Origin of the sequence: Agrobacterium vacciniicorymbosi, assembly GCF_040427045.1 — a bacterium.
In the GTDB taxonomy this organism is placed as follows: Bacteria; Pseudomonadota; Alphaproteobacteria; order Rhizobiales; family Rhizobiaceae; genus Agrobacterium.
The window spans coordinates 26846-40311 of sequence record NZ_JBETMF010000008.1; the positions used below are offsets into that span (position 1 = coordinate 26846).

The following is a 13466-nucleotide window of genomic DNA, read 5'->3' on the forward strand; positions in this document are numbered from 1 at the left end:
GGACGCGATAATCATGAAAACAAAAGCGTGGTCAATGCCCGCCTCAGTGCATCTTTATTGGTGTGCTGAAGCGGCTGGAGTCGATTGCGGCAGCGCCCGGGCGGAAGCTTGCGGTCGCGGCAGAAGCCGACATGTCGTGGCTGAGCATACGGTTGTTGACGACGCGAGGCGCCTTGACTGCGCGGCCCGTTGCGCCCTTGTCCTGGCTCAAGGCCCAGTCAGAGATTGCTTCCTGCGTCAGACGACCACCACTGACCATAGCCTTTTCGGCAACGGCTGCATCCTGCTTGCTTGGGCGTGCACCCTTGGTGGGCAGACCAGCGCTGAGACCGCTGCTCGCGGCGCGTGGCTTGACATCGAATGCATCACCAACCGGCTCATCCTGCATGGCGGCAGAGGGTGAAGCCATGGCTGTTTCAACAGGCTTCGTGACCGGACGGGCAGAGGCGCTGTGGCTGGTCGAAGCCGGGAACTGCGCAGCACTTGGCATGGCTGTTGCGGTCAAGGAGGCACGGGCATCCTGGCCGCTCTGCTCGAGTGCAGCGACGACGACAGGCGAAAGCGTTGCCTGTTCGGCTTCGTCTTCCTGACCTTCGACATCCGAATTGGCAGAAGCGAGCAGGGCTTCGGCAACGGCGGGGCGATTGGCGGGAACCGGCACATGTGCGGCAAGTGCATCGCCCGGCATGTCTTCGGAGCCCAGGGCAGCAGTCATGACCGATCCATCCGCATCACCCTTCATACGGCGCGGCCCAAGCAGGGTCGGCACGGGAATGGAATATTGCGCCAGATCGGCAAATTGCTGTTCTGCGGGTGCCGCAGTCGGTGTCGGCGTGGTGGCGGCTTGAAGCGCATCCTGCGCCGCATTCCGCGCTGGAGAATAAAGCGCCGTGGCAAGGCCGTTCGGATTTTCCTGATTGCGGAAGGCCGGGCGTGCCGTCGGTAGCGGCGCGCTTACGCCGGGCAGAGGCTGGGCGGAGGCCACCGCAACAGGGGCTTCCTCCGGTTCCTGCGCCACAGGGGCAGGAGCGGAAGGCCGGGCTGCGGGTTCCGGTGATGCAATGCCTTCGGCATCTTCATCCTCATCCCCACCGCCAAACAGGGTTGCCAGCAAAGTCTTGCGCTTGCCACCGCCCGAAGAAGAGGATGCAGGGCCTGAACCGGCGGTGCTGGCAACCTGAATGGAAGAAGAGCTGACGCGCTTCTTGTAATCGGCCAGCGCCTGGTCATAGCCCGGCAGCGGCTTGCCATCGGCGGGCAGGTGAATGGTGTTGCCATTCGGGAAAATACGCACGAGTTCCTGACGGCTCATACGCGGCCAGGCACGCACATTGCCCACATCTAGGTGGACGAAGGGAGAACCGGATGTCGGGTAGAAACCAACGCCGCCGATCTGCATCTGCATGGCGATTTCGCGCAGACGCGTCAGCTTGACGCCGGGAATGTAGAAGTCCATGGCCTTGCCCAGCGTGTGCTGGCTGCTCTTGGCCACACCCTTGGTGCGCGAGCGCAGCATGCCGTTGGTTTCCGGCGAGCGGAAAGCCGAGACTACGTTGATATATTCGTTTGCGCCGGAACGGCGATAAACTTCCCACACCAGATCGAACAGACGCGGGTCCATCTTGGTCGGCTGGTTACGACGCCAGTCGCGCAGAAAGCGGTTCAGCTCCTGCAGACCCTTCTGGTCGTACTTGCCGTTTCGCTTGAATGTGATGACGGCTTTTTCTTTGGTGTGGATATAATAGAGCTTGAGACTACGTGTTTCGGCGGCAGCTTCCGTCGCCGAAACGCCAAGAGCGGGCATGGCAGCCATCAGCAGGCACACGCAAGTGACAACGCGTGCCGACAGCTTCGTGCATACATTTCTGATCAAGCCGCGCGCTATCTTGCCCGAGAGCGCGATATTCCGATGCAGATAAGGCAATTTGATCCCCGCCTGGCAGACAATTCGTCAGATTGTCCCACATGAACCTCAATTACGGTCACACGATGGCAATTTTGCCACACATGGACATTCATCCTCTATATAGTGAACGCTCCACTAACAAGAGGTTTATAGACCGTAAGTGAATATCCTTGCCCAGGAGTTAACAAATATCGTATTTGCTAATCTAAGCCGGTGACGCCAGCCTTATGCGGCGTCACGCAGCGGATCATCGGGATCAATGCCATAATCCTTCAACTTACGGTATAGTGTGGAGCGTCCGATCCCCAGTTTGCGGGCCACCTGGCTCATCTGGCCGCGGTAAAAGCGCAGGGCAAAACGGATCAGCTCTTCTTCTATATCCGCGATCTTTCGGACATCGCCGCTTTCATCCGTGCTGGCAATCAGGCTGCCGCCCGGAAAGACGGAGGTGGGTGAACGCTCTTCTTCACTGGCCATGGCTTCCATCACCGACATAATGTCTGCTGCACTGCTTCTGCTTTCAGCAGGCGGCGGTGCGACCAAAAGCGAACGCTCGGTTGGGCGATGCTGGATTTCGTGATCTGCAACATCACCAGCAAATTCCGGCACCTGAAGCGCGATCTGTGGAAAGTCCGTTTCGCTGAGTTCATCGCCCTGCGCCAGAACGACAGCGCGGAACACGGCATTTTCCAGCTGACGAATATTGCCCGGCCAGTCATAAGCCGTCAGCAGGGCCAGCGCACCGGCGCTGACGCCCAGCGCGTGCGGCAATTTCTGCTCGACGGAGAAACGTTCGGCAAATACGCGCGCGAGATAGGGAATGTCTTCCTTGCGGCGGCGCAGAGCCGGAATGGTAATGGGGAAGACGTTGAGGCGATAATAAAGGTCTTCGCGGAAACGACCTTCCTTCACCTCTTCGATCAAATCCTTGTTGGTGGCCGAAATCAGCCGCACATTGACCTTCTGGACCTTGGCAGAGCCAACGGTCTCGATTTCGCCCTGCTGCACGGCGCGCAGAAGCTTGACCTGGACCTCAAGCGGCAGATCTCCGATCTCATCCAGAAACAACGTGCCGCCATCGGCTTCCATGAATTTGCCGATGTGCTTTTCCGTCGCACCGGTAAAGGCACCCTTTTCATGGCCGAAGAGAATGCTTTCGACCAGATTGTGAGGGATTGCCCCGCAATTGACGGTGATGAAAGGCTTGCCCGCACGGTCGCTGCCGGACTGGATGGCACGCGCGATCATTTCCTTACCGACACCGGATTCCCCTTCCAGCACCACGGGAATATTGGATTGCGCTGCCCGCTGCGCCAATTCGATGACGCGCAGCATGGCCGGGCTTGCCGAAACGATATCGGTGAAATTGACGGCGTGGTTGCGCGAGCGTCGTCCCGTGCGGGCTTTCGCCTCGCGCTGGTCGAGTTTGAGCGCATTGGAAATGGCAGCGCCAATCCGCTCCGGCGACACAGGCTTGACCACGAAATCGAAGGCGCCAGCGCGCATGGCCTGCACCACCGTATCAATGCCGCCCTGCCCCGTCTGCACGATGACGGGTACATCCGTTCCCAGCTCTCCGACGGCTTTCAGAAAGGACAGACCGTCCATTTCCGGCATCATCAGATCAAGGACGATAACGCTGATATCGCCACTGTGCTGTTTCAAGAGCTCCAGCCCCACCCGGCCATTTTCAGCGAGGATCGGGTGGTGTCCATAACGCTCCACCGCTTGTTTAAGCAGGCGGCGCTGAACTGGATCGTCATCGATAACGAGTACTTGCGCTGTCATGTCAGGCTCCGGTTTCCGGTTTATGGACCTGCTTCATGCAGGCCTTTGAGCCGAATGTGACACGGAAGGCTTGAACATCCAGTTTTGAGATTTGCTTGCATTTTAAGCATTGCCACGGGAAACACAGCCCCCATATGCTTGGGCAAAGAGATAAAGAGGAAAAGCCTGACATGACCTTGAAGACATCGATCCCCCTGCCCGCCTTTTCGACAGATAGCGCAGGGGCTGCCGCCCTCGGTGACCTCCCGACATGGAAGCTGTCCGACCTCTATCCCTCTGCGGATTCATCCGAATACCGCCAAGCACTGGAAAAAGCGGCCAGCGATGCAAAGGCTTTCGAGGCGAAGTGGAAGGGCAAGCTGGAGGCTGCTGCAAAGCTTTCCGGTGATCAGGGGCTTGGCGCCGCGCTGAAGGAATATGAAGCGCTGGACGACCTTCTCGGTCGCATCGGCTCTTTCGCAGGCCTCACCTATTTTTCCGACACGTCCAATCCGGCCAATGGCAAGATTTACGGCGATGCTCAGTCGAAACTGACAGACATGTCGGCGCATCTGCTGTTTTTCGCTCTTGAACTGAACCGCATTGATGATGCGACCATCGACGCCGCCATCGCCAATGATGCCCTGACCGGCCACTACAAGCCGTGGCTCGTGGATTTGCGTAAGGACAAGCCGCACCAGCTGGATGACAGCCTGGAACAGCTGTTCCTCGAGAAGTCCATGACCAGTGCCGCCGCTTTCAATCGCCTGTTCGATGAAACCATGACGGATTTGCGCTTCGAGCTGGATGGCAAGAGCCTCGCGCTGGAAGAAACGCTCAATCTCCTTCAGGACCCCGACCCGGAGACCCGCAAAAAGGCAGCGCAGGCACTGAGCGCGACTTTCAAGGACAATCTGCGCGTCTTTACCCTGATCACCAACACGCTGGCCAAGGACAAGGAAATCTCCGACCGCTGGCGCAAGTTCGAAGACATTGCCGATAGCCGCCATCTGGCCAACCGCGTCGAGCGCGAAGTGGTGGATGCGCTGGCGCAGGCTGTTACCGAAGCCTATCCGCGCCTGTCTCATCGCTATTACAAGATGAAAGCCAAGTGGCTGGGCATGGAGCAGATGAACTATTGGGACCGCAACGCGCCGCTGCCCGATACGTCCAATGCCATCATTCCCTGGGACGACGCCAAGGATACGGTGCTCTCAGCCTATGGCGATTTCGCGCCCGAAATGGCCGATATCGCCCGCCGCTTCTTCGACGAAGAGTGGATCGATGCCCCCGCCCGTCCCGGCAAGGCGCCCGGCGCATTCGCGCACCCCACGGTACCGTCCGCACATCCCTATGTGCTGGTCAATTACCTCGGCAAGCCACGGGACGTGATGACGCTGGCGCATGAGCTTGGCCATGGCGTGCATCAGGTTCTGGCCGGTGGACAGGGCGCGCTGATGTGCGCCACCCCGCTGACGCTTGCCGAAACCGCATCGGTTTTCGGCGAAATGCTGACCTTCCGCAAGCTTCTGGATGGCACCAGGGACAGCAAAGAACGCAAGGCGATGCTGGCCCGCAAGGTGGAAGACATGATCAATACGGTCGTGCGCCAGATTGCCTTTTACGAATTCGAGCGCAAGGTCCATACGGCTCGTAAAGAAGGCGAGTTGACCGCCGAGCAGATCGGCGAGCTGTGGCTCTCGGTTCAGGAAGAAAGCCTCGGCCCGGCGATCAAGATTTCCGAAGGTTATGAAAGCTGGTGGACCTATATCCCCCACTTCATCCATTCGCCCTTCTATGTCTACGCCTATGCGTTTGGCGATTGCCTGGTGAACTCGCTTTATGCAGTCTATCAGAATGCCGAGACGGGCTTTCAGGACAAATATTTCGAGCTTCTCAAGGCAGGCGGCACCAAGCACCACTCCGAATTGCTGAAGCCTTTCGGCCTCGATGCGACGGATCCCTCCTTCTGGAGCAAGGGCCTGTCGATGATCGAGGGATTGATCGACGAGCTGGAAGCACTCGATAAAGAATGAAAAAACGGCGAGGCTCCCATTTCGGACAAGCTTCGCCGGTTCTTATGCCTCACCTTACGTGAATCGCATGATGGACGCTGACCATGAAACGCAAACCCGCTGATCTGACATTGAGGGAAACGTTGCGCTGGGAACCGGGCACCGGTTTTCAGCGGCTCGAGCAGCACATGCGCCGCCTGCTGCGCTCTGCGGACGCACTTGGTTTTCGCGCACCCGCAGATACGGTCAAGGCGCTAAAAGCTGCTATCACCGGCGACGCGCCGATGACCGTGCGGGTGGTGATGAACTACAAGGGCGAACTCGACATCACCTCCGAGCCCTTCGTGCCCTTGTGTGACGGCGCGGTCTGGCGGGTGAAGATCGCGGAAAAGACCCGTCTGGATTCCAGCGACACCTTCTACCGCCACAAATCGTCCCGTCGCGAACCTTACGAAGCGGCACGCGCTGAATTCTCCACCACGGAAGCGGACGAGGTTCTGCTGCTGAATGAGCGCGGCGAAATCTGTGAAGGCTCGACCACCAGCGTTTTCGTGGAAGGTGCCGAAGGCCAGCTTCTGACACCACCGCTCGACAGCGGCATTCTGCCCGGCGTGCTGCGCGCAGACCTCATTCGTGAGCGCAAGGCGCGCGGACAGGCGCTGAAGCTTGCCGATTTGGCGGGCCGAAAGCTGTTTGTCGGCAATTCGCTGCATGGGTTGGTGGCGGCGGAGTTGGTTTGACTACCCGGCTTTACATTTAGGCATCGTGGGTGTGGCTTACCCCCTCTGCCTGCCGGCATCTCCCCCACAAGGGGGGAGACAGCGAGGGGTCCGCGCTTCCCATGGTCTCAACGCTGGAGATAGGCGAGACGGTGCTGCGAATTTTCTCCCCTCTTGTGGGGGAGATGCCGGCAGGCAGAGGGGGGTAAGCCACACCCACAACTCTCCAACCAATTACTCCAACACCCACTCCACCCGAGCCCGTCCCCGCTGCTTCGCCTCATAAAGCGCACGGTCGGCCCGCTGGTAAAGCTCGCTCGCACTTTCCCCGCAACGGAACAGCGAAAGCCCCGCCGAGCAGCTATAGGAAAAATCGGCGGCACCCGGAAACGGGCAGGATGTCCGCACCTTTTCCAACAGCCGTTCCACGATGCCGATACACTCGGAAAGCACCGTGCGCGGCATGATGAGGACGAATTCCTCGCCGCCGACGCGCCCGAAAGTATCGGAGCGGCGGATGGTGGAATGGGCGATCTTGACGAAATCGCGCAGCACCGTATCGCCACCCTGATGGCCAAAACGGTCGTTGATGCTTTTGAAGAAGTCGATATCCATAACGCAGAGCCCGAAGGAGCTTTCGATGCCCTTCTGGACATTTTCGATCTGAACGCCGAGCTTTGTAAAGACGAAACGGCGGTTGGCGGTGCCGGTCAGCTCATCGGTTTGTGCTGCGCGTAGCGCAATGTCGCGGTCTTGCCGCAGGCTGCGCTGGTTTTGCCTGAGCGCCGTGATGTCGTTGCCAACGCACAGCATCCAACCATCGTCCTGCACGGTTTCGGTCATCCAGATCCAGCGACCGTCATGCATGTCGAGTTCCAGCCCACGAAAAGGCAGCTTGCCGCGACGCGATTGCGACGACAGGAACCAAGCCTCGAAATCCGTGGTGGTGATGATCAGGCCTTTGCGGTCATTATAATTGGCGCGGATGATTTCAGCCCATGTGGGGAACGCATCATCGCTGAGATTGAAGGCCTGGCGGAAGGCGCGGTTGGCGTGGCGAAGCCTGTCGTCCGTGTCGTAAAGGGCGATAAAAACAGGCGTCATGTCCTGCAGCGCAATGACGCGCTCTATAAGACTATCCAAACTGGCAGTCTCCTGACGCACGATATCTGACTCCCCTAAAACACGAACACAACTTCTGATCCGCATCATTATAGTTGATGAATTGGAAATGCGTAGTCCGAAGCTATACCGATGATTTTATGATGAAGCGGGGTGGATCGGTTTACCTTTCTCACAGTCTTCATACGCCCGTCATCCGGCTACCCTTTATTGTTGAGGCCTAATCATCTAGCTTAAGCCTTGTCTTCAAAGAGGAAATTGAGAATGACGGAAGTTGAATACCCGATTTACGGCGAAATTACCGGTCCCATCATCATGATCGGTTTCGGCTCCATCGGGCGCGGTACGCTTCCGTTGATCGAAAGGCACTTCAAGTTCGACCTGTCGCGGCTGGTCGTCATTGATCCGCGTGAGGATATTGCCGAATATCTGGATGGCCGCGGTATCCGCCACATCCGCGCGCATCTGACCAAGGATAACTACAAGGACGTTCTGAAACCGCTCGTCAAGAATGTCGAGGGACAGGGCTTCTGCGTCAATCTTTCCGTGGATGCCTCCTCGGTCGATCTGATGAAGCTGTGCCGCAAATACGGCATGCTCTACATCGATACGGTGGTGGAGCCATGGCCGGGCTTTTATTTCGATACCGATGCCGACAATGCCGCGCGCACCAATTATGCGCTACGCGAAACCATCCTGAAGGAAAAGGCCAAGCGCCCCGGTGGCACGACGGCGGTTTCCACCTGCGGTGCCAATCCCGGCATGGTTTCCTGGTTCGTCAAGCAGGCCCTCGTCAATCTGGCCAAGGACACCAATCTTGAATTCGATGAACCGGCAGCTGATGACCGCGAAGGCTGGGCAAAGCTGATGCAGACGCTGGGCGTCAAGGGCGTACACATCGCCGAGCGTGACACCCAGCGTGCCAAAGATCCTAAACCTTTCAACACCTTCTGGAATACATGGTCCGTGGAAGGATTCATCGCTGAAGGTCTGCAACCGGCAGAACTCGGCTGGGGCAGCCATGAAAAATGGATGCCGAAAAACGCGAAGAAGCAGAAAAAAGGCACCAAGGCCGCGATTTTTCTCGATCAGCCCGGCGCCAGCACCCGCGTGCGCACATGGTGCCCGACGCTTGGTGCCCAGTACGGCCTGCTGGTCACGCATAATGAGGCGATTTCGATTTCGGATTACTTCACCGTGCGCGACAAGCGCGGCCATGTGGAGTTCCGCCCCACCTGCCATTACGCCTACCATCCCTGCAACGACGCGGTTCTGTCGCTCTATGAAATGTTCGGCAATGGCGGCATTGCCCAGCCCGTGCAGCATGTTCTGACCGAAAGCGAACTGACCGATGGCGCAGACGAACTCGGCGTCCTGCTCTATGGCCATGAGAAGAATGCATATTGGTATGGCTCGCGCCTGACACTGGAAGAGGCGCGCAAGCTTGCGCCCGACCAGAATGCCACCGGCCTTCAGGTCTCCTCGGCCGTGCTATCGGGCATGGTCTGGGCTCTGGAAAATCCGCAAGCCGGCATCGTTGAAGCCGATGAGCTGGATTACCGCCGTTGCCTCAACATTCAGCGCCGCTATCTTGGCCCGGTCGAAGGTCATTATACGGACTGGACACCACTGGAAGGCAGGCCGGGTCTGTTCCCTGAGGATATCGACACGGACGACCCTTGGCAGTTCCGCAACATTCTGGTTCGCGGATAAGCGCGGCTCGATCTTGCAAACCGGCCCCGGACAACGTTCTGGTGCCGGTTTGCAACGCCGTCACTTTAGTCGGACATGCCTGGAACCGGTGCATAGAGGTCGTCGTTCGCTTGCAATAAAGCCAACTTCAATCCATGGTCTTTTTCGAAGATCGAGAAGAATCGCAGGAGACAGACAAGATGAATTTCAAGACAGGCGCCGCCTTGGTTCTGGCCGCAATTGCTGCCTCTTCGTGCGCTCCTTCGGCGCCATCACCGCGCCCCATGGCATCCGCCATGCCGCAGGGTCCGGCTGTGGATGGCCGCTGGGTGGACAAGAACGGCATCGTCTCGACATTCCAGGCGGGCGCATTCTCCACCCGCTCCACGGACAGCAACACACTTCTGGCGTCCGGCACTTACGTCACCATTTCGCCGACGCTGTACGAGATCAACATGACCTCGCTGGTGCGCAACACCCAGTCGCGCGTCAACTGCGCGCTCATCTCCCGCTCGCAGCTGAATTGCACCACCGATACCAACAGCCAGTTCACGCTGACGCGTCAGGGCTGATTGCGTTTAAGCCCAACGGTTCCTGTTTATTTCAACGCGCGCGTGCAGCGCGCGTTTTTTATTTGCACAACCCTGTCATAATTCTACTTGCGGCAGATGCCGCGAGATGAAAACATCGCCTTTGAACCACTGTCATGATTTCGCAGTAGCTATGGCGGCAGGACGAGCCTCCCGGCTTCGTATTGGGTAAAACAGGAGATAAGACGATGAACAGGATTTTGAGATTTGGCCTGATGACCGCTTCGGTCGTTTCGCTTTCGGCTGGTGCGGCTCTGGCTGATTACCAACTCAATATTCTCCACATCAACGATCTGCATTCGCGCATCGAGGCGATCAACAAGTTCGACTCGACCTGCTCTGCTGCGGAAGCGGACAAGAAAGAATGCTTCGGTGGCATCGCCCGCGTCAAAAGCGCCATCGATGCGCGGCGCGCCGAACTCGGTGCCAATGCCAACATTCTCGTGCTGGATGCCGGCGACCAGTTTCAGGGCTCCCTGTTCTACACGCAGTATAAAAGCGGTCCGGTTGCCGAATTCATGAACGGCATCGGCTTTGACGCCATGGCCATCGGCAACCACGAATTCGATGACGGCCCGGCAGAACTGCTCAAGCTCATCAACGCCGTGAAGTTCCCGATCATTTCCGGCAACACCAAGGTTGCGGACGGCTCCGAGCTGAAAGACAAGTTCAAGGGCTACATCATCAAGGACATGGGCGGCCAGAAGGTCGCCGTCGTGTCCGTGCTGGCAACCGATACCAACGAAACCTCTTCGCCCGGCGACAAAGTGACGTTTGAAGACGAAATCGAGTACCTCAAGGGTGCCGTCAAGGAAATTCAGGATCAGGGCGTCAACAAGATCGTCGTGCTGTCGCATGTCGGCTACGTAAAGGATCAGGAAATCGCCCGCTCCGTCGATGGTATCGACGTCATCGTCGGCGGACACAGCCACACGCTGCTCTCCAGCACCGACCCGAAGGCCGCTGGCCCCTACCCGACGCTGGTCAAGGACCCATCTGGCGTCGACGTGCCGATCGTCACCGCCTACGCCTATTCCAAATATCTCGGCGATCTGACCGTTACCTTCGATGATAACGGCGTGGTCAAGTCCTCCAGCGGCGCACCGAAGCTTCTCGACGCCTCCGTGACGCCTGACGAAGGCTTCACCAAGCGCGTGGCTGAGCTGGCCGCCCCTCTAGAAGAGATGAAGAAGAAGGAAATCGGCGTCAGCGAAGCTGCCATCGATGGCTCGCGTGAGGTATGCCGCGCCAAGGAATGCACCATGGGTAACCTGGTGTCAGACGCGCTGCTCGACCGCGTGAAAGATCAGGGCATCACCATCGCCATCCAGAATGGCGGCGGCTTGCGTGCCTCCATCGATGCCGGTCCTGTCACCATGGGCGAAGTGCTGACGGTTCTGCCATTCCAGAACTCCGTCGCCACCTTCCAGATCAAGGGCGTCGATCTCGTCGCAGCGCTTGAAAACGGTGCCAGCCAGATCGAAGAAGGCGCAGGCCGCTTCGTGCAGACGGCTGGCCTGAAATACAGCTTCGACCGCTCCAAGCCAGCTGGCAGCCGCATCGTCTCCGTCGAGGTCAAGGAAGGCGACGCCTTCGTCAAGCTCGACCCTGAAAAGACCTATGGCGTGGTGACCAACAACTACACCCGCACCGGCGGCGATGGCTTCAAGACCTTCGCCACAAAGGCCATCAACCCTTACGACTTCGGACCAAGCCTTGAAGACGCCGTTGCCGCCTATATCGGCGCAAACAGCCCCTACAAGCCTTACACCGATGGCCGCGTGACGGATGTAACCCCAGCCGACTACGTGGCACCCCCGAAGGAAGCCAAGCCAGCAACCCCTGCCCCGGCAACGACGGCGCAGGCTCCTGCAACCGCAACGCCTCCAGCTGCCACCGCACCTGCTGCTCCGGCTCCAGCCGCAACGGCACCGGCAACTACCACCTCGGCCCCTGCCATGACGCCAGCAGCCGCTGGGAAATACGTGGTTGCACGCGGTGACTCGCTCTGGAAAATCGCTGCCGAGAAATACGGCAACGGCGCTGAGTGGAAGAAAATTGCCGAAGCCAACGCGCTGAAGCGTCCAAACCATATCGAAGTTGGTGAAGAGCTGAACGTTCCGGCGAAGTAATCGTTCAACACCACTCTATCGAAGCCTGCTCGGTGGCGGGCTTCGATAGAAGACTTCATTTTTGATCGCGGCAGCATAACTGCCACTTGCAGTAGAGGTCAGCGGGTTCGGCTCCACCCCCCTCTGTCCTGCCGGACATCTCCCCCTCAAGGGGGGAGATCGATATGCCGCAAGGTTGCGGCCATCTTCAGCGTCGATCGTTTTAGCGAAGGTCTCTCGCCTTGCCGATCTCCCCCCTTGAGGGGGAGATGTCCGGCAGGACAGAGGGGGGTGGGCCACGCAGACTGACCTTTGCTGCATCACCATATCCCTCAGCCATCACCACGCGTTGAAATGCCGCGCAGGTTCTATCAAAAATCAATTCAGATTGGCGGATCAATGCTCTACAAGTTGATCCACGACACATGTGCGGACGTAGAGTCCCGCGCACCCCTTAGAGATTTCAGGACGATTTTATGATCGCAGATAACGCCACACTTCAGCCAGCGCATTTCCCGCCAGAGCATCCGAAGGTCGCCTTCGGCAAGGTCGGCGTTCTTCTCGTCAATCTCGGCACACCCGATGGCACCGACTACAAATCGATGCGCCGTTATCTCGCGGAGTTTTTGAGCGACAAGCGGGTGATCGAATGGTCGCGGCTGTTCTGGTATCCCATTCTCTACGGCATCGTGCTGAACAAGCGCCCGCAGAAGGTCGGCAAGGCCTATGAGGAAATCTGGAACCACGATCTGAACGAAAGCTATCTGCGCACCTACACCCGCAATCAGGGCGAGGCGCTTGGCAAGATACTGACCGACTTGCCGAACGTGGTGGTAGACTGGGGCATGCGCTACGGCAAGCCGAGCATCGCCGAACGTATGGACGCGCTGAAGGCGCAGGGGTGTGAAAAAATCCTGCTGTTTCCGCTCTACCCGCAATATGCGGCGGCAACCACGGCCACCGTCAACGACAAGGCCTTCGAATATCTGATGAAGCAGCGTTGGCAGCCTGCGCTGCGCACCGTGCCACCCTATCATGATGACGACACCTATATTGATGCGCTCGCCAACTCCGTGAAGAGCCATTTGGCAACGCTGGATTGGGAGCCGGAAAAAATCCTCGCCTCCTTCCACGGCATTCCGCAATCCTATTTCAAGAAGGGCGATCCCTATCACTGCCAGTGCATGAAGACAGGTCGTCTGCTGCGTGAGAAACTCGGGCTCGACAAGGACCGTTTCATGATCACCTTCCAGTCCCGTTTCGGGCCGGAAGAATGGTTGCAGCCCTACACCGACAAGACGGTGGAACGACTGGCCAAGGAAGGCGTCAAGCGCATCGCGGTTATGAATCCGGGCTTCGTTTCCGACTGTCTGGAAACACTGGAAGAAATTGCTGGCGAGGCTGGCGAAATCTTTCACCACAACGGTGGCGAGAAGTTTTCACATATACCTTGCTTGAACGACAGCGCAGAGGGTATGCGGGTTCTCGAAAAGGTTGTACGCAGGGAGTTGCAGGGCTGGGTCTGAAACCCACCCCATATAGTA

General features: G+C 58.3%; 8 protein-coding genes and 2 pseudogenes. 6 read left to right on the forward strand and 4 right to left on the reverse strand.

The window, feature by feature from the left end; all coding sequences use genetic code 11:
• Positions 1–43 precede the first annotated feature (43 nt).
• The 3 genes and pseudogenes from ABUK73_RS13765 to ABUK73_RS13770 form a co-directional block, all read right to left on the reverse strand.
• Positions 44–1924: a DUF882 domain-containing protein gene (locus ABUK73_RS13765; RefSeq protein WP_454892371.1), complete on the reverse strand. Its 1881-nt coding sequence runs from the start codon at positions 1922–1924 to the stop codon at positions 44–46.
• A gap of 207 nt (positions 1925–2131) precedes the next feature.
• A pseudogene (locus ABUK73_RS23380) lies at positions 2132–2332 on the reverse strand (helix-turn-helix domain-containing protein); the annotation flags it as partial.
• A gap of 173 nt (positions 2333–2505) precedes the next feature.
• A pseudogene (locus ABUK73_RS13770) lies at positions 2506–3694 on the reverse strand (sigma-54-dependent transcriptional regulator); the annotation flags it as partial.
• Between the two features lie 170 nt (positions 3695–3864).
• Here ABUK73_RS13770 and ABUK73_RS13775 point away from each other — a divergent pair.
• Positions 3865–5709, forward strand: coding sequence for a M3 family oligoendopeptidase (locus ABUK73_RS13775; RefSeq protein WP_353577790.1), 1845 nt, complete (start codon positions 3865–3867; stop codon positions 5707–5709).
• Between the two features lie 83 nt (positions 5710–5792).
• Positions 5793–6428, forward strand: a complete 636-nt coding sequence (locus ABUK73_RS13780; protein ID WP_353577791.1) for an aminotransferase class IV family protein — start codon at positions 5793–5795, stop codon at positions 6426–6428.
• A 213-nt stretch (positions 6429–6641) separates the two neighbouring features.
• Here ABUK73_RS13780 and ABUK73_RS13785 read toward each other — a convergent pair whose 3' ends face one another.
• The gene (locus ABUK73_RS13785) at positions 6642–7550 is read right to left on the reverse strand and encodes a sensor domain-containing diguanylate cyclase (protein WP_353577792.1); all 909 of its coding nucleotides are present in this window, start codon (positions 7548–7550) and stop codon (positions 6642–6644) included.
• 243 nt (positions 7551–7793) lie between these two features.
• Here ABUK73_RS13785 and ABUK73_RS13790 point away from each other — a divergent pair, with 243 nt between their 5' ends.
• The 4 genes from ABUK73_RS13790 (at position 7794) to hemH (ending at position 13448) form a co-directional block, all read left to right on the forward strand.
• Complete coding sequence (locus ABUK73_RS13790) at positions 7794–9242, forward strand: homospermidine synthase (protein ID WP_353577793.1); 1449 nt, start codon at positions 7794–7796, stop codon at positions 9240–9242.
• Between the two features lie 179 nt (positions 9243–9421).
• Positions 9422–9793: an outer membrane lipoprotein Omp10 gene (omp10, locus tag ABUK73_RS13795; protein ID WP_113089432.1), complete on the forward strand. Its 372-nt coding sequence runs from the start codon at positions 9422–9424 to the stop codon at positions 9791–9793.
• A gap of 206 nt (positions 9794–9999) precedes the next feature.
• Positions 10000–11943, forward strand: coding sequence for a 5'-nucleotidase C-terminal domain-containing protein (locus ABUK73_RS13800; RefSeq protein WP_353577794.1), 1944 nt, complete (start codon positions 10000–10002; stop codon positions 11941–11943).
• 455 nt (positions 11944–12398) lie between these two features.
• Entirely contained in the window at positions 12399–13448 is a 1050-nt protein-coding gene (gene hemH / locus ABUK73_RS13805) for a ferrochelatase (protein WP_353577795.1), read from the forward strand.
• Positions 13449–13466: the final 18 nt, after the last annotated feature.

Coding starts and splice junctions, on each gene's coding strand:
- omp10 (WP_113089432.1), top strand. CDS start 9,422: ATGAATTTCAAGACAGGCGCCGCCTTGGTTCTGGCCGCAATTGCTGCC.
- ABUK73_RS13780 (WP_353577791.1), top strand. CDS start 5,793: ATGAAACGCAAACCCGCTGATCTGACATTGAGGGAAACGTTGCGCTGG.
- ABUK73_RS13775 (WP_353577790.1), top strand. CDS start 3,865: ATGACCTTGAAGACATCGATCCCCCTGCCCGCCTTTTCGACAGATAGC.
- ABUK73_RS13800 (WP_353577794.1), top strand. CDS start 10,000: ATGAACAGGATTTTGAGATTTGGCCTGATGACCGCTTCGGTCGTTTCG.
- hemH (WP_353577795.1), top strand. CDS start 12,399: ATGATCGCAGATAACGCCACACTTCAGCCAGCGCATTTCCCGCCAGAG.
- ABUK73_RS13790 (WP_353577793.1), top strand. CDS start 7,794: ATGACGGAAGTTGAATACCCGATTTACGGCGAAATTACCGGTCCCATC.